This window comes from Burkholderia sp. NFPP32 (assembly GCF_900119325.1).
In the GTDB taxonomy this organism is placed as follows: domain Bacteria; phylum Pseudomonadota; class Gammaproteobacteria; order Burkholderiales; family Burkholderiaceae; genus Burkholderia; species Burkholderia pyrrocinia_C.
Map to the genome: position 1 here is coordinate 13,835 of NZ_FPJP01000023.1, position 21,404 is coordinate 35,238.

At 66.1% G+C, this 21,404-nt stretch carries 18 protein-coding genes; 16 read left to right on the forward strand and 2 right to left on the reverse strand.

The window, feature by feature from the left end; all coding sequences use genetic code 11:
• Positions 1–16 precede the first annotated feature (16 nt).
• From BT264_RS30000 to BT264_RS30065, 14 genes are all read left to right on the forward strand, one after another.
• Positions 17–667, forward strand: a complete 651-nt coding sequence (locus BT264_RS30000; protein WP_072443501.1) for a DUF502 domain-containing protein — start codon at positions 17–19, stop codon at positions 665–667.
• A 67-nt stretch (positions 668–734) separates the two neighbouring features.
• Positions 735–2,537, forward strand: coding sequence for an aspartate--tRNA ligase (aspS, locus tag BT264_RS30005; protein WP_034179002.1), 1,803 nt, complete (start codon positions 735–737; stop codon positions 2,535–2,537).
• Positions 2,538–2,697: 160 nt separating this feature from the next.
• Positions 2,698–3,192 (forward strand): dihydroneopterin triphosphate diphosphatase, encoded by a 495-nt coding sequence (gene nudB, locus BT264_RS30010; protein WP_034179429.1) that lies wholly within the window; start codon positions 2,698–2,700, stop codon positions 3,190–3,192.
• The gene (gene clsB / locus BT264_RS30015; RefSeq protein WP_072443498.1) at positions 3,189–4,463 is read left to right on the forward strand and encodes a cardiolipin synthase ClsB; all 1,275 of its coding nucleotides are present in this window, start codon (positions 3,189–3,191) and stop codon (positions 4,461–4,463) included. The genes nudB and clsB overlap by 4 nt, the downstream gene beginning before the upstream one ends.
• 199 nt (positions 4,464–4,662) lie before the next feature.
• Positions 4,663–5,262 carry a TetR/AcrR family transcriptional regulator gene (locus BT264_RS30020; RefSeq protein ID WP_034179000.1) on the forward strand — a complete coding sequence of 200 codons (600 nt, stop codon included), beginning with the start codon at positions 4,663–4,665 and terminating at the stop codon, positions 5,260–5,262.
• 58 nt (positions 5,263–5,320) lie between these two features.
• A complete protein-coding gene (locus BT264_RS30025; protein ID WP_072443496.1) occupies positions 5,321–7,108 on the forward strand; it encodes an acyl-CoA dehydrogenase C-terminal domain-containing protein in 1,788 nt (595 codons plus the stop codon).
• Between the two features lie 111 nt (positions 7,109–7,219).
• Positions 7,220–9,655, forward strand: a complete 2,436-nt coding sequence (locus BT264_RS30030) for a 3-hydroxyacyl-CoA dehydrogenase/enoyl-CoA hydratase family protein (protein WP_072443494.1) — start codon at positions 7,220–7,222, stop codon at positions 9,653–9,655.
• A 31-nt stretch (positions 9,656–9,686) separates the two neighbouring features.
• Complete coding sequence (locus BT264_RS30035) at positions 9,687–10,886, forward strand: acetyl-CoA C-acyltransferase (RefSeq protein WP_034178997.1); 1,200 nt, start codon at positions 9,687–9,689, stop codon at positions 10,884–10,886.
• A gap of 92 nt (positions 10,887–10,978) precedes the next feature.
• The gene (locus BT264_RS30040) at positions 10,979–11,746 is read left to right on the forward strand and encodes an enoyl-CoA hydratase (RefSeq protein WP_034178996.1); all 768 of its coding nucleotides are present in this window, start codon (positions 10,979–10,981) and stop codon (positions 11,744–11,746) included.
• A gap of 561 nt (positions 11,747–12,307) precedes the next feature.
• Positions 12,308–13,198 (forward strand): ubiquinol oxidase subunit II, encoded by an 891-nt coding sequence (cyoA, locus tag BT264_RS30045; RefSeq protein WP_072443492.1) that lies wholly within the window; start codon positions 12,308–12,310, stop codon positions 13,196–13,198.
• Between the two features lie 3 nt (positions 13,199–13,201).
• Positions 13,202–15,214, forward strand: a complete 2,013-nt coding sequence (gene cyoB, locus BT264_RS30050) for a cytochrome o ubiquinol oxidase subunit I (RefSeq protein WP_072443490.1) — start codon at positions 13,202–13,204, stop codon at positions 15,212–15,214.
• Positions 15,214–15,825 (forward strand): cytochrome o ubiquinol oxidase subunit III, encoded by a 612-nt coding sequence (gene cyoC, locus BT264_RS30055; RefSeq protein ID WP_072443488.1) that lies wholly within the window; start codon positions 15,214–15,216, stop codon positions 15,823–15,825. The genes cyoB and cyoC overlap by 1 nt, the downstream gene beginning before the upstream one ends.
• Positions 15,826–16,158: a cytochrome o ubiquinol oxidase subunit IV gene (gene cyoD, locus BT264_RS30060; RefSeq protein ID WP_072443486.1), complete on the forward strand. Its 333-nt coding sequence runs from the start codon at positions 15,826–15,828 to the stop codon at positions 16,156–16,158.
• A 95-nt stretch (positions 16,159–16,253) separates the two neighbouring features.
• Positions 16,254–17,429 carry a fatty acid desaturase gene (locus tag BT264_RS30065; RefSeq protein ID WP_072443484.1) on the forward strand — a complete coding sequence of 392 codons (1,176 nt, stop codon included), beginning with the start codon at positions 16,254–16,256 and terminating at the stop codon, positions 17,427–17,429.
• Here the strand turns inward: BT264_RS30065 and fdhD are convergent.
• Positions 17,414–18,268: a formate dehydrogenase accessory sulfurtransferase FdhD gene (fdhD, locus tag BT264_RS30070; RefSeq protein ID WP_072443482.1), complete on the reverse strand. Its 855-nt coding sequence runs from the start codon at positions 18,266–18,268 to the stop codon at positions 17,414–17,416. The genes BT264_RS30065 and fdhD overlap by 16 nt on opposite strands.
• 120 nt (positions 18,269–18,388) lie before the next feature.
• Between fdhD and BT264_RS30075 the strand changes: the two genes are divergently transcribed.
• The gene (locus tag BT264_RS30075) at positions 18,389–18,871 is read left to right on the forward strand and encodes a nitrate reductase associated protein (protein ID WP_072443481.1); all 483 of its coding nucleotides are present in this window, start codon (positions 18,389–18,391) and stop codon (positions 18,869–18,871) included.
• A gap of 37 nt (positions 18,872–18,908) precedes the next feature.
• Here BT264_RS30075 and BT264_RS30080 read toward each other — a convergent pair whose 3' ends face one another.
• Positions 18,909–19,304 (reverse strand): acyl-CoA thioesterase, encoded by a 396-nt coding sequence (locus BT264_RS30080; protein ID WP_027789162.1) that lies wholly within the window; start codon positions 19,302–19,304, stop codon positions 18,909–18,911.
• Positions 19,305–19,478: 174 nt separating this feature from the next.
• On the opposite strand from BT264_RS30080, the gene BT264_RS30090 reads away from it, so the two are divergent.
• Complete coding sequence (locus BT264_RS30090) at positions 19,479–21,350, forward strand: ABCB family ABC transporter ATP-binding protein/permease (protein ID WP_072443480.1); 1,872 nt, start codon at positions 19,479–19,481, stop codon at positions 21,348–21,350.
• The last annotated feature ends 54 nt before the right edge of the window (positions 21,351–21,404 follow it).

Sequence of the window (21,404 nt, forward strand, 5' to 3'; positions counted from 1 at the left end):
GGTTCATTGACGGCAGATGATGAAAAAGACGACCCTGAAATCGGTGTTTCTGACCGGCCTGCTGGTTCTCGTCCCGCTCGCGATCACGCTGTGGGTGCTCGGTCTCATCATCGGCACGATGGACCAGACGCTGCTCCTGCTGCCCGAATCGTGGCAGCCCGAGCGGATGCTCGGCTTCCACCTGCCGGGGATCGGCGCGGTGCTGACGCTCGCGTTCATCTTCGTCGTCGGGCTGGCCACGCGGAATTTCATCGGCCAGAAGCTCGTCACCTGGTGGAATGCGGTCGTGCGCCACATCCCGGTCGTCGGGCCGATCTACACGAGCGTCAAACAGGTGTCGGACACGCTGCTGTCGAGCAGCGGCAACGCGTTCCGCAAGGCGCTGCTGATCGAATACCCGCGCCGCGGCTCGTATACGATCGCGTTTCTGACCGGCACGCCCGGCGGCGACGTGCTCAATCATCTGACGGAAGAATACGTGAGCGTATACATCCCGACGACGCCGAACCCGACGTCGGGCTTCTTCCTGATGCTGCCGAAGAGCGAAGTCATCGAACTCGACATGTCGGTCGATGCCGCGCTGAAGTACATCGTCTCGATGGGCGTCGTGGCGCCCCTGGCGCCGGCTCCGGCGCCCGCCCGCCGCCCCGTCGAGCCGCCGCTGTAAGTAAAGAATCATCGCCCGGGCCGCGCGTTGCGGCGCCCGTTGATCAAACCGAACGAAAGCAAACATCATGTCGATGCGTACTGAATACTGCGGTCTCGTGACCGAACACCTGCTGGGCCAAACCGTGTCGCTGTGCGGCTGGGTGCAGCGCCGCCGCGATCACGGCGGTGTGATCTTCATCGACCTGCGCGATCGTGAAGGCCTTGTGCAGGTGGTGTGCGACCCGGATCGCGCGGAGATGTTCGCGACCGCCGAAGGCGTGCGCAACGAGTTCTGCGTGCAGATCAAGGGCCTCGTGCGCAACCGTCCGGACGGCACGGTCAACGCCGGCCTGAAGAGCGGCAAGATCGAAGTGCTGTGCCACGAACTGAACGTGCTGAACGCGTCGGTCACGCCGCCGTTCCAGCTCGACGACGACAACCTGTCGGAAACGACGCGTCTCACGCACCGCGTGCTCGACCTGCGCCGTCCGCAGATGCAGCACAACCTGCGCCTGCGCTACCGCGTCGCGATCGAGGCGCGCAAGTACCTCGACGAGCAGGGCTTCATCGACATCGAAACGCCGATGCTGACGAAGAGCACGCCGGAAGGCGCGCGCGACTACCTCGTGCCGTCGCGCGTGAACGCGGGCCAGTTCTTCGCGCTGCCGCAGTCGCCGCAGCTGTTCAAGCAGCTGCTGATGGTCGCGAACTTCGACCGTTACTACCAGATCACCAAGTGCTTCCGCGACGAAGATCTCCGTGCCGACCGTCAGCCGGAATTCACGCAGATCGACTGCGAGACGTCGTTCCTCGGCGAGCAGGAAATCCGTGACCTGTTCGAAGACATGATCCGTCACATCTTCAAGACGACGATCGACGTCGAGCTCGACGCGACCTTCCCGGTGATGCCGTACTCGGAAGCGATGGCGCGTTTCGGTTCGGACAAGCCGGACCTGCGCGTGCAGCTCGAATTCACCGAGCTGACCGACGCGATGAAGGACGTCGACTTCAAGGTGTTCAGCACGCCGGCCAACGCGAAGGACGGCCGGGTCGCGGCGCTGCGCGTGCCGAAGGGCGGCGAGCTGTCGCGCGGCGACATCGACGGCTACACGGAATTCGTGCGTATCTACGGCGCAAAGGGCCTCGCGTGGATCAAGGTCAACGAGAAGGCGAAGGGCCGCGACGGCCTGCAGAGCCCGATCGTCAAGAACCTGCACGACGCGTCGATCGCGGCGATCCTCGAGCGCACCGGCGCTGAAGACGGCGACATCATCTTCTTCGCGGCCGACCGCGCGAAGGTCGTCAACGACAGCCTCGGCGCGCTGCGCTTGAAGATCGGCCATTCGGAATTCGGCAAGGCGAACGGCCTCGTCCAGGCCGGCTGGAAGCCGCTGTGGGTCGTCGATTTCCCGATGTTCGAATACGACGACGAAGATGCGCGCTACGTCGCTGCGCACCACCCGTTCACGAGCCCGAAGGACGAGCACCTCGAGTACCTCGAGACCGACCCGGGCCGCTGCCTCGCGAAGGCATACGACATGGTGCTGAACGGCTGGGAAATCGGCGGCGGCTCGGTGCGTATCCACCGCGAGGAAGTGCAGAGCAAGGTGTTCCGCGCGCTGAAGATCGGCGCGGAAGAGGCTCAGCTGAAGTTCGGCTTCCTGCTGGACGCGCTGCAGTACGGCGCGCCGCCGCACGGCGGTATCGCATTCGGGCTCGACCGCATCGTCACGATGATGGCCGGCGCCGACTCGATCCGTGACGTGATCGCGTTCCCGAAGACGCAGCGTGCGCAGGATCTGCTCACGCAGGCACCGAGCCCGGTCGACGAGCGTCAGCTGCGCGAACTGCACATCCGTCTGCGTCAGCCGGAACAGCCGAAGGCTTAACACTCCTTCGCACGCGGTCGTGTGTGCGGCGACGCGCACACGACGCACATGAAAAAGGCGCCGCGATGCGCCTTTTTCATTTTTTGCGGTACAGTCGCAGCACTTGCCGCACGTTCGGAGCACATGCCCGGCGCGCGGCCCCGTGCTGCATGAAACCAAGATGACGAAGCCGCCGAAAATCCCCGAATCCGTTCTCGTCGTGATCTACACGCCCGACCTCGATGTGCTGGTGATCAAGCGTGCCGACCAGCCCGATTTCTGGCAATCGGTGACCGGATCGAAGGACGCGCTCGACGAGCCGCTCGCGGTCACGGCCGCGCGCGAAGTGGCCGAGGAAACCGGCATCTCGGTCGGCACGCCGGACGTGCCGGCCACCGCGCTGGTCGACTGGCGCCACCGGATCGAATACACGATCTATCCGCAATACCTGCACCGCTACGCACCGGGCGTCACGCGCAACACCGAACACTGGTTCGGCCTGTGCGTGCCGCGTCGCGTCGACGTGACGCTGTCGCCGCGCGAGCATGTGGATCACGCATGGCTGCCGTTCCGCGAGGCGGCCGCGCGCTGCTTCTCGCCGTCGAACGCGGAGGCGATCCTGCAATTGCCCGTGCGCGTCGCACTCGCGCGCACGCCGCACGGCTCGTCCGCATGACTGCGGAGGCTCGCAAGCGCTTCGCGCAATTGCGGCAGATGTTCCTGCAGGAACGCGGCTCGGCGTCGAGGCTCGCGTTCACGGCGGGCAACACGGTGCGGCTGTGCGAGGGCGGCGGCGAATTCTTCCGGGCGCTGATCGAGCGGATCGATGCCGCGCGCGAGCAGGTGATGCTCGAAACCTATATCTTCTGCGACGATGCGGCCGGCCGGCCGGTATCGGATGCGCTGATCCGCGCGGCGCAGCGCGGCGTGCGCGTGCGCGTGATCACCGACGGCGTCGGCACCGCGCGCCTGCCGCTGTTCGACACGTGGGCAGGGGCCGGCGTCGAGCACTGCATCTACAACCGTTTCCTGTTCGGCCGCTTCGGCTTCTCGCGCACGCACCGCAAGCTCGCGGTGATCGATCACGCGGCCGCGTTCTGCGGCGGCATCAACATCATCGACGACTACGCGCAAAACGGCACGACGCTGCCGTTTCCGCGCTGGGATTTCGCGGTCGAGATGGCGGGGCCGGCAGTGTCCGACGTGCGCGCGGCGTTCGAACTGCAGTGGCACCGGATCCAGTTCGGCCACAAGCCGTATGCACAGTACGCGGCCGGGCTGCATGGCGGCGAAGCGTTCCCCGACATGTTCCGGCGCTGGATACGCAGCCACCGGTGGATCAAGGCCGGCGCGCTGCGGGTCGTGACGGAGCCGAGCGTCGCGTTCGTCGCGCGCGACAACGTCGTGAACCGCCGCGCGATCGAGAAGGCCTATCTCGCGGCGATCGGCCAGGCGCGCCAGCGGATCCTGGTCGCGAATCCGTATTTCATGCCCGGCCGCAAGCTGCGCCGTGCGCTGACGGGCGCCGCGCGACGCGGCGTCGACGTGCGGATCCTGATCGGCCGCAAGGAGTTTGCAGCGCTCGATACGGCCGTGCCGTTCCTCTATCACACGCTGCTGCGCGCGGGCGTGCGCGTCGCCGAATACGACAAGACGATGCTGCACGGCAAGGTGGCCGTGATCGACGACAGCTGGGCGACGGTCGGCTCGTCGAATCTGGACGCGCTGAGCCTGATGCTGAACAATGAAGCGAACGTCGTGCTGGTGCGCTACGATTCGGTCACGAACGAACTGCGCGACGCGATCGCGGCAGCGTTCGCCGATGGCCGGGAGATCGACGCCGCGCGATTCGCCGCGCGCCCGCGCATCGAGCGTATTCTGAACTGGCTCGCCTATACCGTGTATCGCGTCGTGATGAAGGCGCTGACGGTCGGCAGTTACGACTGACGCGGACTAAGCATTCGCTTCAAAAATCTGTCCGCACGTTCGTGCGGAAAAGCCGCTCCGGTCCCGCCGGAATCGCGCAAAATAGCGGCTCGGTTAGACACCGGTTTCTAATAATTTCCTTGTTTCGCGAGCGGCCGCACTCAATAATAGTACGGCCGTTCGATTTTATTCGAACCCCCGAACGGTTACAGAAATAGCTATGCGAAAAGGCGAACAGACGCGTGCCGCGATACTTGAAGCTGCTTTGGACCTCGCCAGCCGTGACGGGCTGGAGGGGCTGACGATCGGCCTGCTGGCCGAGCGCATGCAGATGAGCAAGAGTGGCGTGTTCGCGCACTTCGGATCGCGCGAGGACCTGCAGGTCGAGGTCGTCCGCGAGTATCACCATCGTTTCGAAAACGAGGTGTTCTTTCCGAGCCTGCGCGAAGCGCGCGGTCTGCCGCGTCTGCGGGCGATGCTGGCGCGCTGGATCGAGAAGCGCATCCAGGAGGTGACGACCGGGTGCATCTACATCAGCGGCGCAGTGGAGTACGACGACCGGCCGGACAGCCCCGTGCGCGAGCAGTTGATCGCGAGCGTGACGGCCTGGCGTGCCGCGTTGCTGCGCGCCATTTCGCAGGCGATGGAAGAGGGGCACCTGCGCACGGATACCGATCCGGACCTGATGCTCTTCGAGTTGTACAGCTTCACGCTCGGCCTGCACCACGACGCACGTTTCCTGCATTCGCCGGATGCCGTGCGCCTCACGTGGGCCGCGCTGGAAAAGACGATTGTTTCGTATCAGAGCGAGAGCCGTTAGCGGCGCGTGATCCGCCCGCCAGGAGCTCGAGCCGTTTTGCCCACCTTTGGAGAGAGTCATGGGACAGTACGCCGCGCCGCTGCGCGACATGCAATTCGTGTTGCACGAGCTTCTGAACGTCGAAGCCGAAGTCAAGCAAATGCCCAAGCATGCGGACCTCGACGCCGACACGATCAACCAGGTCCTCGAGGAGGCGGGCAAGTTCTGCTCCGAGGTACTGTTCCCGCTGAACCAGGTCGGCGACCGCGAAGGCTGCACGTATGAAGGCGACGGCGTCGTGAAGACCCCGACCGGCTTCAAGGAAGCCTACCGGCAATACGTCGAGGCCGGCTGGCCGGCACTCGGCTGCGATCCGGACTACGGCGGCCAGGGCCTGCCCGCGTTCGTGAACAACGCGCTCTACGAAATGCTGAACTCGGCGAACCAGGCATGGACGATGTATCCGGGCCTGTCGCACGGCGCGTACGAATGCCTGCACGCGCACGGCGCGCCGGAACTGCAGAAGGCCTACCTGCCGAAGCTCGTGACGGGCGAATGGACCGGCACGATGTGCCTGACCGAGCCGCACTGCGGCACCGACCTCGGCATCCTGCGCACCAAGGCCGAACCGAACGGCGACGGCTCTTACTCGATCAGCGGCACGAAGATCTTCATCTCGAGCGGCGAGCACGACATGGCGGAGAACATCGTCCACCTCGTGCTCGCGCGCCTGCCGGACGCGCCGCAAGGCACGAAGGGAATCTCGCTGTTCATCGTGCCGAAGTTCATCCCCGACGCAGCGGGCGAGCCGGGCGAGCGCAACGGCATCAAGTGCGGCTCGATCGAGCACAAGATGGGTATCCACGGCAACTCGACGTGCGTGATGAACCTCGACAACGCGAAGGGCTGGATGGTCGGCGAGCCGAACAAGGGCCTGAACGCGATGTTCGTGATGATGAACGCCGCGCGTCTCGGCGTCGGCATGCAGGGTCTCGGCCTCACGGAAGTCGCGTACCAGAATTCGCTCACGTATGCGAAGGAGCGCCTGCAGATGCGCTCGCTGACGGGCCCGAAGGCGCCGGACAAGCCGGCCGACCCGATCATCGTGCACCCGGACGTGCGTCGCATGCTGCTCACGCAGAAGGCATACGCGGAAGGCGCGCGCGCGTTCACGTACTGGTCCGCGCTGCAGATCGACAAGGAGCTGTCGCACGCCGACGAAGCGGTGCGCAAGGAAGCGGCCGACCTCGTCGCGCTGCTCACGCCGATCATCAAGGCGTTCCTGACCGACAACGCGTTCGAGTGCACGAACCATGCGATGCAGATCTACGGCGGCCACGGCTTCATCTCCGAGTGGGGCATGGAGCAGTACGTGCGCGACGCGCGGATCAACATGATTTACGAAGGCACGAACTCGATCCAGTCGCTCGACCTGCTGGGCCGCAAGGTGCTCGGAGACATGGGCGCGAAGCTGAAGAAGTTCGGCAAGCTCGTCACGGAATTCGCGGAAGCCGAAGGCGTGAAGCCGGAAATGGCCGAGTTCATCAACCCGCTCGCCGACATCGGCGACAAGGTGCAGAAGCTGACGATGGAAATCGGCATGAAGGCGATGCAGAACCCCGACGAAGTCGGCGCCGCCGCCGTGCCGTACCTGCGCACCGTCGGCCACCTGGTGTTCTCGTACTTCTGGGCGCGGATGGCGCGTCTCGCACTCGACAACGAAGCGTCGGGCGATCCGTTCTACAAGTCGAAGCTCGCGACGGCCCGCTTCTACTTCGCACGCCTGCTGCCCGAAACGGCATCGACGATCCGGGCCGCGCGCGCCGGCTCGAAGACGCTGATGGAAGTCGACGAATCGCTGTTCTGACGCGAGTCCGGGCGGTGCGCTGCGTACCGCCCGAACGCAACGGTTCCTGGTACTCACTTCTCCGTGCAGCCCTCACATCCCGCGCTGCACGACACTATCCGGAGACATCCCGTGAGCAATTTCCTGATTCGCAAGGTCGCCGTGCTGGGCGCCGGCGTGATGGGCGCGCAGATCGCCGCGCACCTCATCAACGCGCGCGTGCCGGTGCTGCTGTTCGACCTGCCGGCCAAGGAAGGCCCGAAAAACGCGATCGCGCTGAAGGCGATCGAGAACCTGAAGAAGCTGTCGCCCGCGCCGTTCGGCGTGAAGGACGACGCGAAGTACCTCGAAGCGGCGAACTACGAAGACGACATCGCGAAGCTGGCCGAATGCGACGTCGTGATCGAGGCGATCGCCGAGCGGATGGACTGGAAGCACGACCTGTACAAGAAGGTCGCGCCGCACCTCGCGCCGAACGCGATCTTCGCGACCAACACGTCGGGCCTGTCGATCACGAAACTGTCCGAAGGCTTCTCGGACGAGCTGAAGGCGCGCTTCTGCGGCGTGCACTTCTTCAACCCGCCGCGCTACATGCACCTCGTCGAGCTGATCCCGACCGCGCATACGCGCCCGGAGATCCTCGACCAGCTCGAGACGTTCCTGACGAGCATCGTCGGCAAGGGCGTCGTGCGCGCGAAGGACACGCCGAACTTCATCGCGAACCGCGTCGGCATCTTCTCGATCCTCGCGGTGATCACCGAGGCCGCGAAGTTCGGCCTGCGCTTCGACGAAGTCGACGACCTGACGGGCAGCCGCCTCGGCCGCGCGAAGTCGGCAACGTTCCGCACCGCGGACGTGGTCGGCCTCGACACGATGGCGCACGTGATCAAGACGATGCAGGACAACCTCGCCGACGATCCGTTCTTCCCGGTCTACCAGACGCCAGCCGTGCTCGCCGAACTGGTGAAGCAGGGCGCGCTCGGCCAGAAGACGGGCGCCGGTTTCTACAAGAAGGAAGGCAAGGCGATCAAGGTGCTCGACGCGAAGACGGGCGCCTACGTCGATTCGGGCGCGAAGGCCGACGAAACCGTCGGTCGGATCCTGAAGCGTCCGCCGGCCGAGCGCCTGAAGCTGCTGCGCGAGACGGACCATCCGCATGCGCAGTTCCTGTGGTCGATCTTCCGCGACGTGTTCCACTACATCGGCGTGCATCTCGAGTCGATCGCCGACAACGCGCGCGACGTCGATCTCGCGATCCGCTGGGGCTTCGGCTGGAACGAAGGCCCGTTCGAAGGCTGGCAGGCTGCCGGCTGGAAGCAGGTCGCCGCGTGGGTGCAGGAAGACATCGCGGCCGGCAAGGCGCTCGCGAACGCGCCGCTGCCGTCGTGGGTGCTCGAAGGGCCGGTTGCCGAGCAGGGCGGCGTGCACACGGCCGAAGGCTCGTGGGCGCCGGCGGCGCAGCGCTTCGTGCCGCGTTCGGACCTCGCGGTCTACGGTAAGCAGGTGTTCCGCGCGCCGCTGCTCGGTGAAGCCGGTGCCGATCCGAAGACCTACGGCAAGACGCTGTTCGAAACCGACGCGGTGCGCGCATGGGTCGACGACCGTGCGGGCGAGGACGACGTCGTGATCGTGTCGTTCAAGTCGAAGATGAACACGATCGGACCGAGCGTGATCGACGGCCTCGTGCAGGCGATCGAACTCGCGGAGAAGGACTACAAGGGCGTGGTGATCTGGCAGCCGACGTCGCTGAAGCTCGGCACGCCGGGCGGCCCGTTCTCGGCCGGCGCGAACCTCGAAGAGGCGATGCCCGCGTTCATGATGGGCGGCGCGAAGGGCATCGAGCCGTTCGTGAAGAAGTTCCAGGAAGGCATGCTGCGCGTGAAGTACGCGAACGTGCCGGTCGTTGCAGCCGTGTCGGGCATCGCGCTCGGCGGCGGGTGCGAGCTCATGCTGCACAGCGCGAAGCGCGTCGTGCACGTCGAGAGCTACATCGGTCTCGTCGAAGTGGGCGTCGGCCTGGTGCCGGCGGGCGGCGGCCTGAAGGAAGCGGCGCTGCGCGCGGCGGATGCCGCAACGGCCGCGAACGCGACCACCGACATCCTGAAGTTCGTCACGAAGTCGTTCGAGAACGCGGCGATGGCGAAGGTGTCGGCGTCCGCGCACGATGCGCGCGCGATGGGCTACCTGAAGCCGTCCGACACGATCATCTTCAACGTGTTCGAACTGCTCGACACCGCGAAGAAGGAAGCGCGCGCGCTGGCCGCAAGCGGCTACCGCGCACCGCTGCGGGCGAAGGACGTGCCGGTCGCGGGCCGCTCGGCGATCGCGACGATCAAGGCGTCGCTCGTCAACATGCGTGACGGCCGCTTCATCAGCGAGCACGACTACCTGATCGCGAGCCGCATTGCCGAAGCGGTGTGCGGCGGCGACGTCGAAGCCGGCAGCCTCGTCGACGAGCAGTGGCTGCTCGCGCTCGAGCGCCGCGCGTTCGTCGAGCTGCTCGGCACGCAGAAGACGCAGGAACGGATCATGGGCATGTTGCAGACCGGCAAGCCGGTGCGTAACTGAGCGAGCGGACAGAGCGGACAAGGAGTCTGAAATGAGCAAACAATTGCAAGACGCATACATCGTCGCCGCCAGCCGCACGCCGATCGGCAAGGCCCCGCGCGGTGTATTCAAGAACACGCGCCCGGACGAGCTGCTGGTCCACGCGATCAGGTCGGCGGTCGCGCAGGTGCCCGGCTTCGACACGAAGCTGATCGAGGACGCGATCATCGGCTGCGCGATTCCGGAAGCCGAGCAGGGCCTGAACGTCGCGCGCATGGGCGCGCTGCTCGCGGGCCTGCCGCAGACGGTCGGCGGCGTGACGGTCAACCGCTTCTGCGCGTCGGGCATCACGGCGCTCGCGATGGCGGCCGACCGCATCCGCGTCGGCGAGTCGGACGCGCTGCTCGCGGGCGGCTGCGAATCGATGAGCATGGTGCCGATGATGGGCAACAAGCCGTCGATGTCGCCGCACATCTTCGATCGCAACGAAGACTTCGGCATCGCGTACGGGATGGGCCTGACGGCCGAGCGTGTCGCCGACCAGTGGAAGGTGAGCCGCGAAGACCAGGACGCGTTCTCGGTCGAGTCGCACCGCAAGGCGCTCGCCGCGCAGCAGGCCGGCGAGTTCAACGACGAGATCGCCGCGTACACGCTCACCGAGCGTTTCCCGAACCTCGCGACCGGCGAAGTCGACGTGAAGACGCGCGAGATCGCGCTCGACGAAGGCCCGCGCGCGGACACGTCGCTCGAAGGCCTCGCGAAGCTGCGCACGGTGTTCGCGAACAAGGGTTCGGTCACGGCCGGCAACAGCTCGCAGACGTCGGACGGCGCGGGCGCGCTGCTCGTCGTGTCGGAGAAGGTGCTCAAGGAGTTCAACCTGACGCCGCTCGCGCGCTTCGTGAGCTTCGCGGTGCGCGGCGTGCCGCCGGAAATCATGGGCATCGGTCCGAAGGAAGCGATTCCGGCCGCGCTGAAGGCCGCGGGCCTGAAGCAGGACGATCTCGACTGGATCGAGCTGAACGAGGCGTTCGCCGCGCAATCGCTGGCGGTGATCCGCGATCTCGGCCTCGACCCGTCGAAGGTCAACCCGCTGGGCGGCGCGATCGCACTCGGCCACCCGCTCGGCGCGACCGGCGCGATCCGCGCGGCGACCGTCGTGCACGGCCTGCGCCGTCGCAACCTGAAGTACGGGATGGTCACGATGTGCGTCGGCACCGGCATGGGTGCCGCGGGCATCATCGAACGCCTGTAAGCGGGACGCGACGAAAAGCGACGACGGTGCGCGGGCCACGAGCTCGCGCACCGTTTTTTCATTCCGATAGAGGAAAGTCAAAGGAGACGGTTGTGGCCGAAATTCAAGTGGAACGCGCCGACGGCGTGATGACGATCACGATCGCGCGCCCGGCGAAGAAGAACGCGCTGACGGCGGCGATGTACCAGACGATGGCCGACGCACTCGCCGAAGCACAGGAAGACAAGGCGGTACGCGTGATCCTGCTGCGCGGCGGCGACGGCAATTTCAGCTCGGGGAACGATCTCGAGGATTTCCTGAAGGCGCCGCCGAAGGACGAGAACGCGCCGGTGTTCCAGTTTCTCGCGCGGATCAGCGGTGCACCGAAGCCGATCGTGGCCGCGGTGCCGGGCATCGCGGTCGGCGTCGGCGTGACGATGCTGCTGCACTGCGACCTCGTGTACGCGGCCGATACCGCGACGTTCTCGCTGCCGTTCGCGCAGCTCGGGCTGTGCCCGGAAGCCGCATCGAGCGTGCTGCTGCCGCGCCTGGCCGGCCATCAGGTCGCCGCCGAGAAGCTGCTGCTTGGCGAGGCGTTCGATGCGCTGGAGGCGCACCGGATCGGCATCGTCAATCGCGTGCTGCCGGCCGCCGAACTCGACGCGTTCGCGGCGAAGCAGGCGGCGAAGCTCGCGGCGCTGCCGGCGTCGTCGCTGCGCGTGACGAAGGCGCTGCTGAAGGATACGGGCGGCGTGGCGACCGCCGCGCGGATGGCCGAAGAGGCGGGCCATTTCTCCGCGATGCTGCGCGCACCCGAAGCGCGCGAGGCGATGACCGCGTTCTTCGAGAAGCGCAAGCCGGATTTCCGTCAGTTCGACTGACACCGGGCACACGTGCTTTGCCGCCTCGGATTCCTTCGCCGTCCGAGGCGGCAACGCCAGCCTCCGCGAGCCGCCGACCGCGCGGCTTTCGTTCGGTCTTCACCGTCGATGCGTCAATCGACGCGTCGGCTCGAACCTGCGCCGCTGCGCGTTCGCGCGGCGTTCCGCGTTCCCCTGCGCCGTTCTGCGGTTGCGCTGCGCTCGCAACGCGCGTCGGTGTCGACGATGGCGTGGCGTGATGCCGCGGCCGGCGTCTCTCGTGTCGCGGTGCGGCGCCGTCGTGATTCCCGTTTCGCCATTGCCGCCCGCTATCCGCGGTGCTTGAGCGGCGGCCCCCTCTCGGTTGTGCCATAGGCCATCGCCGGCAATCGTGCGCGGGTGCCGGTGTCCCGACTCGCCCCGCTCGGGGCGGTTCCGGCTCACCTCGGCAAAGCTTGTCCGCCGTCAAGTTGCACTGCGGCAATTTTCCGTACAGTTCGCGCACAGGTCGCCGCGGCCGTGTGCGTCGCGCGATGGCGGCATACGGCCGGCTCTACTCAACGACAATCAGGCGAACGAACAATGATCGGACGAATCACCGGCGGAGCGCGTGCGGCGCCCGTCATCGGGCTGCTGGCGGCACTCGCCGGATGCAGCGACCTTCACGTGCTCGATCCGAAGGGCGCGGTGGGCGTCGCCGAGAAATCGCTGATTGCGACGGCGACGTGGGCGATGCTGATCGTCGTCGTGCCGGTGATCCTGCTGACGCTTTACTTCGCGTGGCGCTACCGCGCGTCGAACCGCAACGCAACCTACGCGCCGAACTGGTCGCACTCGACCGCGATCGAAGTCGTGATCTGGACGGTGCCGACGCTGATCATCCTGTTCCTCGGCGTGCTCACGTGGAAGACCACGCACGAACTCGACCCGTACAAGCCGCTCGAATCGTCGGTCAAGCCGATCGACGTCGAGGTTGTCGCGCTCGACTGGAAGTGGCTGTTCATCTATCCGGAGCTTGGCATCGCGTCGGTCAACCAGCTCGCGATTCCGGTGGGCACGCCGGTGAATTTCCGCATCACGTCGGACTCGGTGATGAACTCGTTCTTCATCCCGCAGCTCGGCAGCCAGGTCTATGCGATGGCCGGCATGCAGACGCGCCTGCACCTGATCGCCGACGAGGCGGGCAGCTACGCGGGCGTGTCCGCCAACTACAGCGGCCGCGGCTTCTCCGACATGAAGTTCCGCACGCTCGCCGAGTCGCGCGAGCAGTTCGACGCGTGGGTGCGCAAGGTGAAGGCGTCGTCCGACCGGCTCGACATGACCGCATACGGCGCGGTCGCTCAGCCGAGCGAGAAGGCGCCCGTGCGCTACTTCTCGTCGGTGGATCCGAAGCTTTTTCACAACATCATCGCGAAATACAACAACGGCCACGTCCTCGACCCGAAGGACGCCGCCTGCACGACGAAGGGGTAACGCATGTTCGGCAAACTCACACTATCGGCGATCCCGTTCGATCAGCCCATCATCATGGGGGCGAGCGCCTTCATGGGGCTCGTCGTGCTGGGCATCGTCGCCGCGCTGACGGTCACCGGCCGATGGAAATGGCTGTGGAGCGAATGGCTGACGTCCGTCGATCACAAGAAGATCGGCGTGATGTACCTGGTCGTCGCGGTGCTGATGCTGCTGCGCGGCTTCGCGGACGCCGTGATGATGCGCGTGCAGCTCGCGCTCGCGTACAACGGCCCCGGCTACCTGCCGCCGCATCATTACGACCAGGTCTTCACCGCGCACGGCGTGATCATGATCTTCTTCATGGCGATGGCGCTGCTGGTCGCGTTCTTCAACCTGATCGTGCCGCTGCAGATCGGCGCGCGCGACGTCGCGTTCCCGTTCCTGAACTCGCTGAGCTTCTGGATGACGGCGATGGCCGCGATCCTGATGAACATCTCGCTCGTGATCGGCGAATTCGCGCAGACGGGCTGGCTCGCGTATCCGCCGTTGTCGGAGCTGCAGTTCAGCCCGGGCGTCGGCGTCGACTACTACCTGTGGGCGCTGCAGATCTCGGGCGTCGGCACGCTGATCACGGCGATCAACTTTTTCGTGACGATCATCAAGATGCGCGCGCCGGGCATGACGCTGATGAAGATGCCGGTGTTCACGTGGACCGCGCTGTGCTCGAACGTGCTGATCATGGCCACGTTCCCGATCCTGACGGTCGCGCTCGCGCTGCTGGGCCTCGACCGCTACCTCGACATGCACTTCTTCACGAACGATGCCGGCGGCAACGCGATGCTGTACCTGAACCTGATCTGGGCATGGGGGCATCCGGAGGTGTACATCCTCGTGCTGCCCGCGTTCGGCATCTATTCGGAAGTCATCGCCACGTTCGCGAAGAAGCCGTTGTTCGGCTACAGGACGATGGTCTATGCATCGTGCGTGATCATGGTGCTCGCGTTCCTCGTGTGGCTGCACCACTTCTTCACGATGGGCTCGGGTGCGAACGTGAACGCGTTTTTCGGCATCATGACGATGGTCATCGCGATTCCGACCGGCGTGAAGATCTTCAACTGGCTGTTTACGATGTACCGCGGACGCATCGAATTCACGGCGCCCGTGCTGTGGACGATCGGTTTCATGGTCACGTTCACGCTCGGCGGCATGACCGGCGTGATGATGGCGATTCCCGGCGCGGACTTCGTGCTGCACAACAGCCTGTTCCTGATCGCGCACTTCCACAACGCGATCATCGGCGGCGTCGTGTTCGGCTACTTCGCGGGCGTGCATTACTGGTTCCCGAAGGTGTTCGGTTTCCGGCTCGACGAGAAGTTCGGCAAGCGCGCGTTCTGGTGCTGGTTCCTCGGCTTCTACGTGTCGTTCGTGCCGCTGTACGTGCTCGGCTTCATGGGCATGACGCGTCGCCTGAATCACTACGACAACCCGGCCTGGCATCCGTGGCTGGTTGCCGCCGCGCTCGGCGTCGCACTGATCGCGATCGGCGTGCTGTGTCAGGTCGCATCGGTGTGGGTCGGCTGGCGCAATCGCAACCAGCCGCAGTATCGCGATGCGACGGGCGATCCGTGGAACGGCCGCACGCTCGAATGGGCGACGAGTTCGCCGCCCGCCGTCTACAACTTCGCGGTGATCCCGAACGTTCACGAGCTCGACGAGCTCGCGTATCGCAAGGCGAAGGGCCTCGGGCTCGGCCTCGGCAAGAACGTCAGGTACCAGGACATCCACATGCCGTCGAACACGAGTGCGGGTTTCTTCGTCGGCCTCTTCAGCCTGATGCTCGGCTTCGCACTCGTCTGGCACATCTGGTGGCTCGCGATCGCCGCGCTCGTCGGCATCGTCGCGACGGTGGTGCTGTACAGCGCACAGGACAACGACGGCTATTACATTCCGGCGGATACCGTCCGCACGATCGAGGAACGACGCGCGGGCGTGCGGATCGGCACACCGGCGCCGCAAGCCGAACTGGAGGCGAACTGATGTCGTATCAATCTCTCGCGGGCGCCGGCCATCAACCGGCGGCGCACCACCATCCGCCGTCGCATTCCGTGTTCGGCTTCTGGCTGTACCTGATGACCGACTGCGTGATCTTCGCGTCGCTGTTTGCGACGTTCGCGGTGCTCGGCCACCAGTTTGCGGGCGGGCCGACCGCGAAGGACCTGTTCGATATCCCGGGCGTCGCGCTCGAGACCGCCGCGCTGCTGCTGTCCAGCATCACGTACGGCTTCGCGATGCTCGGCGCGCAGCGCCGCCGACGCGGCACCGTGTTCGTCTGGCTTGCGGTGACGTTCGTGCTCGGCGCTGCGTTTCTCGCGATGGAACTGCGCGAGTTCTCGCACCTGATCGCGCAAGGCGCAGGCCCGCAGCGCAGCGCGTTCCTGTCGGCGTTCTTCGCGCTGGTCGGCACGCACGGATTGCACGTGGCTGTGGGCCTGTTGTGGATGGTCGTGCTCGTGGTGCAGATCGCTCGTGGCCCCGGCATGACGGAACGCGACTTCCGGCGCCTCACCTGCCTGAGCCTCTTCTGGCACTTCCTCGACATCGTCTGGATCTGCGTGTTCTCCTTCGTCTATCTCGCGGGCGTGATCTAAATGGCTCATTCGGAACTCATCCACCACGATGAAGCGCACGGCACGGCCGGCGGCTACATCGTCGGTTTCGTGCTGTCGGTGCTGCTGACGGCCGCGTCGTTCGGCCTCGTGACGGGCGGCGTGCTGGCGCCGAGGGCGGCGCTCATCGCGCTCGCGGTGCTCGCGTTCGTGCAGATTCTCGTGCACCTCGTATGCTTCCTGCACATGAACACGTCGTCCAGCCAGCGCTGGAACGTGATGGCGTTCAGCTACACGGTGCTCACCGCGCTGATCCTGATCTTCGGGACGCTGTGGGTGATGCACAACGTCAGCATGAACATGATGTCGCGTTGACCGGCCCGGGCCGCGGTTCGGCCCGCCCTTCCGCGCCGTGCCCGCCGCACGGCTTTTTCCCTTTCGGGCGTGCGGTTCGCGCGCCTTTGCGCATCATGATCAACAACGATTCCCAGACACCCGTTCGTGCCGACGAGCCGATCCCGCATCGCAAGGTCATCCGCGCGTGGCTCGTGCCGTTCGCCACGCGCGAGATCGTGCGCCCGATCGCGCTGCTCGTGCTCGACTACCTGCTGCTGTTCGCGGCGTTCGCCGGCGCGCTGCTGATTCCGTCGATCATCGGCAAGATCGTCTGCGGGATGGCCGCCGGCTTCATCACCGGGCGGCTCTTCATCATCGGGCACGACGCGTGTCACCAGAGCCTGACGCCCGATCGCCGGCTGAACCGCTGGCTCGGCCGCATCGCATTCCTGCCGTCGCTGACGCCATACAGCCTGTGGGAAGTCGGACACAACGTCGTGCACCACGGCTATACGAACCTGAAGGGCTTCGACTTCGTGTGGGCGCCCAATACCCCGGCGGAATACGCCGCGCTGTCGCCGGCGCGCCGCTTGCTGGATCGCGTCTACCGAAGCGGCTGGGCGCCGGGGCTTTACTATCTCGTCGAGATCTGGTGGTTGCGGATGTATTTCCCGACCAGGACCTATATCGGTACGTCGCGGCCCGTGTTCCGGCGCGACTGCCTGCTGGTGACGGGCTTCGCGGCCGTGTGGATCGCCGCCGTCGTCTGGGTGGCGATCGCGACAGGGCAGCCCATCGCGCTGCTGCTCGCAACCGCCGTGCTCGTGCCGTTCCTGTTCTGGTGCTCGATGATCGGCTTCGTCGTATATGTCCACCACACCGATCCGCGCATCGCGTGGCACGCGAACCGCGCGGAGTGGTCGAATGCCGCGCCGTTCGTGTCGACCACGCTGCACCTGACGTTCCCGTTCGGTATCGGCGGCCTGCTGCACCACATCATGGAGCACACGGCGCATCACGTCGACATGAGCGTGCCGCTGTACCGGCTCAAGCCCGCGCAGGCGAAACTGGAGGACATGCTGCCCGGGCGGATCGTCGTGCAGCGCTTCAGCTGGCGCTGGTATTTCGACACGGCGCGCCGCTGCAAGCTCTATGACACCGACCGCAAGCTCTGGACGGACTACCTCGGAAACCGGACGAGCGACGCGGCATGCGAGGCGCTCCCGCCGGCCGCCGCGGACGAACTGCCGGGCGCGGTTCCCGAACCGGCGGGCAAGGCGCCCGCCGCGAGCGCTCACGCGGTGCCGTAATCCACGTGGCCGGTTTCGCGGCAGAAGCTGACGAGCCGCAAACCGGCCGCCTTTGCGATCTCGATCGCGAGCGACGACGGCGCGGAGATGGTTGCGACCATCGGGATGCCGACCCGTGCGGCCTTGCGCACGAGCTCGTAGCTCGCGCGGCTCGACAGGAACACGAAGCCGTCGGTCGCGTCGGCGCGCGACAGCACGAGCGAGCCGATCAGCTTGTCCAGCGCGTTGTGGCGGCCGACGTCCTCGAACGCGATCCGGATCGTGCCTGTTGCGTCGCACCATGCGGCCGCATGCAGGCCGCCCGTGAGCTGCGTGAGCGCCTGGTGGGCCGGCAGCGCATGCGCCGCGCGCGCCAGCGCGTCGGGCGCGAGGCGCGCGAGAAAGCCCGTGTCGGGCACGCGTTCGGGCGCGAGGTCGAGCAGGTCGATGCTTTCGATTCCGCATACGCCGCAGCCGGTGCGCCCCGCGAGCGCGCGGCGCCGGTCCTTCAGCGCGGCGAACGCCTGCTGGACGACTTCCAGATGGACTTCCGCGTGCGGCAACGGCGCGTCGGCGTGCAGGATCACCTCGATGTCCTTGATGTCGCTGCCGCGCGCGACGATCCCTTCCGAGATTGCGAAGCCGACCGCGAACGCTTCGAGGTCGCACGGCGTGCACATCATCACCGCGTGCGAGATGCCGTTGAAGACGAGTGCGACGGGCCATTCCTGGCCCACGTAGTCGTGCGCGGTTTCGACGGCGCCGCCGCGCGTGCGGCGCACGGACAGTTCGATCGCGCCGCGCGGTTCGTCGCGCAGTTCATCGCGCAGTTCGTCGGATTCGATCGGATTCACGAGCACTCCCGTTGATTCGAGGCGCGGCCGGCGGACCAGCAATCGTGTCCGCCGCCCGCGCGCAGAGGTTCTAAAATACCCCAGGCAGGCCGGCCGCGCCGGCAACCGTCACGTCAGGTAACGACCATGGGACTCAGCGACGCTCCGTTGCTATTCAACTTCGAACACGATTCGTCGGAAAATTTCACGTACATCCCGATGATCGTGCGTTTCAACCTCGACCGCTTCGGTTTGCGGATTTCGCTCGAGCAGTGGCAGTTGCTGCCGCTCGAGGACCGCAAGCTGCTTGCGCGTTTTCCGGCCGACGACGACACCGCGATCGAGCCCAACTTCGATCATGCGCTGTTCGAGATGCTGCGCACGCACGCCGATCTGGAACCGTCGTGGTTCCAGCCGGACGAGCAGCCGACCTGGCGCGCCACCGACTCGGTGCCGGAGTCGCTCGTGCAGCAGAGCGCGCTGGCCGGGCTGTCGGCGCCGGCGCTTGCGCAGTGGCAGCGGCTCGCGCCGTTCCAGCGCTACGTGCTGGTGAAGCTGTCGCGCAAACCGAAGCTGAATCACGATTTCCTGCCCGCGATGCGGGAGTTCGGGCTGACGGCCACGCACTGACTCGCTGCGTGCCGCACCGCAGCGCGGCGCTCGCCCGTCAGAGCGGCGGCAGTTGCCGCGGCTTGCGGTCCGGGCCGGTCGCGACGTACGTGAGCGTCGCTTCGGTGACCTTCACGATTTCGCCCATCAGGCGCATGCGCTGTGCATACACCTCGACGTCGACCGTGATCGACGTATTACCGGTGCGCATGATGGTCGCGTAGAAGCTCAGAAGATCGCCGACGAACACCGGCTGCTTGAACACGAACGAGTTGACCGCGACCGTCGCGACGCGGCCATTTGCGCGCTGGCTCGCGGGGATCGAACCGGCAATGTCGACCTGCGACATGATCCAGCCGCCGAACACGTCGCCGTGGACGTTCGCGTCGTGCGGTTGCGGGACGACGCGCAGCGCGGGCTGCTTTTGCGGAAGTTCGAGGGTCGAATCGGTCATGGCGGGGGCTTTCATCCTGTAATAAATTCGCCGCCGCGCGCAGGCTGGCCGGCAAGGCCGCCGGCAGCGGCGCGAAGCGGCTTCTGCGACAATACAACGTTCGCAAATTGTACGAGAAAGCGGGCGAGCCGGCCGCCGATGCACGCGTCCGGCACCGCCGCCGATCCTTCCCCCATGCGCCGATTTCCTGCTTCCGGCGAGCCCGCGCCGGCTTCGACCGGGCCCCGCAACGACTGGCAGACCATCCGGTCGCTGCTGCCGTACCTGACCACCTACAAATGGCGCGTCGCGCTCGCGCTCGCCTGCCTGATCGGTGCGAAGGTCGCGAACCTCGGCGTGCCGGTCGTGATGAAGCGCATCGTCGACCACCTGTCCTACGTGCAGCAGCTCACCGCGCTCGGCCGCGCCGAGCAGTCGGCCGGCATCGTGCTCGCGGGCGGCGTCGGCCTGCTGGTCATCGCGTATGCGTTCGTGCGGCTGTCGACGTCGCTGTTTACCGAGCTGCGCGAGATCCTGTTCTCGAAGGTCACCGAGAGCGCGGTGCGCCAGCTCGCGCTGCAGGTGTTCCGGCACCTGCACGGGCTGTCGCTGCGGTTTCACCTGGAGCGCCAGACGGGCGGCATGTCGCGCGACATCGAGCGCGGCACGCGCGGCATCCAGCAACTGATTTCGTATTCGCTGTACAGCATCCTGCCGACGCTCGTCGAGGTCGGGCTCGTGCTCGGCTTCTTCGTGGTCAAGTACGAGGCCTATTACGCGTACGTGACGTTCGCGGCGCTGGTCACGTACATCGTGTTCACGGTGAAGGTCACCAACTGGCGCACGCACTTCCGCCGCACGATGAACGAACTCGATTCGCGCGCGAACGCGCGGGCGATCGATTCGCTGATCAACTACGAGACGGTGAAGTACTTCGGCAACGAGGAGTGGGAAGCGCAGCGCTACGACGAGAACCTGAAGCGCTACCGCAAGGCCGCGATCCGCTCGCAGAATTCACTGTCGGTACTGAACTTCGGCCAGCAGGCGATCATCGGCACGGGGCTCGTGTTCATCCTGTGGCGTGCGACGCAGGGCGTGCTCGCGGGCAAGCTGACGCTCGGCGATCTCGTGCTGATCAACACGTTCATGCTGCAGCTCTACATTCCGCTGAACTTTCTCGGCGTCGTCTATCGCGAGCTAAAGCAGAGCCTCACCGACATGGACCGGATGTTCGGGCTGCTGTCGGCCGCGAAGGAAGTCGCGGACCTGCCCGATGCACGGCCGCTCGCGGTGGCCGGCGCGCAGGTTCGCTTCGAGCACGTGAACTTCGCGTACGAGCCGGCGCGATCGATCCTGCACGACGTGTCGTTCACGATCGACGCGGGCACGACGACCGCGGTGGTCGGTCACAGCGGCTCCGGGAAGTCGACGCTGTCGCGCCTGCTGTTCCGCTTCTACGATCTCGACCGGCAGGCGGGCGGCGCGATCCGGATCGACGGCCAGGATATCCGCGACGTCACGCAGGATTCGCTGCGCGCATCGATCGGGATCGTGCCGCAGGACACCGTGCTTTTCAACGACTCGATCTACTACAACATCGCGTACGGTCGGCCGACCGCGACCCGCGACGAGGTGGTCGCGGCCGCGCGCGCCGCGCATATCCACGATTTCATCGAAAGCTTGCCGAAGGGCTATGACACGCCGGTCGGCGAGCGCGGGCTGAAGCTGTCGGGCGGCGAGAAGCAGCGCGTCGCGATCGCGCGCACGCTGCTGAAGGATCCGCCGATCCTGCTGTTCGACGAAGCGACGTCGGCGCTCGATTCGCGTTCGGAACGCGCGATCCAGCACGAGCTCGACCAGATCGCGCGGCATCGCACGACGCTCGTGATCGCGCACCGGCTGTCGACGGTCGTGCACGCGCAGCAGATCCTCGTGATGGATCACGGGCGGATCGTCGAGCGCGGCACGCACGACGAACTCGTGCGCGCGGACGGGCTGTATGCGCAGATGTGGGCGCTGCAGCAGCAGCGCGCGGCGGCGGGCGGGGAAGAGGCCGAGGCCGCGTGAGCGGCGATGCTGCGCGTGGTGGCGCGCAGCGGGAAGGCGGCGGTCCGCCGCAAG

What these genes read in the sequence shown, in the direction of transcription:
- BT264_RS30000 (WP_072443501.1), top strand. Translation starts at nt 17, where the DNA reads ATGATGAAAAAGACGACCCTGAAATCGGTGTTTCTGACCGGCCTGCTG.
- BT264_RS30035 (WP_034178997.1), top strand. Translation starts at nt 9,687, where the DNA reads ATGAGCAAACAATTGCAAGACGCATACATCGTCGCCGCCAGCCGCACG.
- BT264_RS30075 (WP_072443481.1), top strand. Translation starts at nt 18,389, where the DNA reads ATGGGACTCAGCGACGCTCCGTTGCTATTCAACTTCGAACACGATTCG.
- aspS (WP_034179002.1), top strand. Translation starts at nt 735, where the DNA reads ATGTCGATGCGTACTGAATACTGCGGTCTCGTGACCGAACACCTGCTG.
- cyoC (WP_072443488.1), top strand. Translation starts at nt 15,214, where the DNA reads ATGTCGTATCAATCTCTCGCGGGCGCCGGCCATCAACCGGCGGCGCAC.
- BT264_RS30020 (WP_034179000.1), top strand. Translation starts at nt 4,663, where the DNA reads ATGCGAAAAGGCGAACAGACGCGTGCCGCGATACTTGAAGCTGCTTTG.
- cyoB (WP_072443490.1), top strand. Translation starts at nt 13,202, where the DNA reads ATGTTCGGCAAACTCACACTATCGGCGATCCCGTTCGATCAGCCCATC.
- cyoA (WP_072443492.1), top strand. Translation starts at nt 12,308, where the DNA reads ATGATCGGACGAATCACCGGCGGAGCGCGTGCGGCGCCCGTCATCGGG.
- nudB (WP_034179429.1), top strand. Translation starts at nt 2,698, where the DNA reads ATGACGAAGCCGCCGAAAATCCCCGAATCCGTTCTCGTCGTGATCTAC.
- cyoD (WP_072443486.1), top strand. Translation starts at nt 15,826, where the DNA reads ATGGCTCATTCGGAACTCATCCACCACGATGAAGCGCACGGCACGGCC.
- BT264_RS30025 (WP_072443496.1), top strand. Translation starts at nt 5,321, where the DNA reads ATGGGACAGTACGCCGCGCCGCTGCGCGACATGCAATTCGTGTTGCAC.
- BT264_RS30065 (WP_072443484.1), top strand. Translation starts at nt 16,254, where the DNA reads ATGATCAACAACGATTCCCAGACACCCGTTCGTGCCGACGAGCCGATC.
- BT264_RS30080 (WP_027789162.1), bottom strand. Translation starts at nt 19,304, where the DNA reads ATGACCGATTCGACCCTCGAACTTCCGCAAAAGCAGCCCGCGCTGCGC.
- clsB (WP_072443498.1), top strand. Translation starts at nt 3,189, where the DNA reads ATGACTGCGGAGGCTCGCAAGCGCTTCGCGCAATTGCGGCAGATGTTC.
- BT264_RS30090 (WP_072443480.1), top strand. Translation starts at nt 19,479, where the DNA reads ATGCGCCGATTTCCTGCTTCCGGCGAGCCCGCGCCGGCTTCGACCGGG.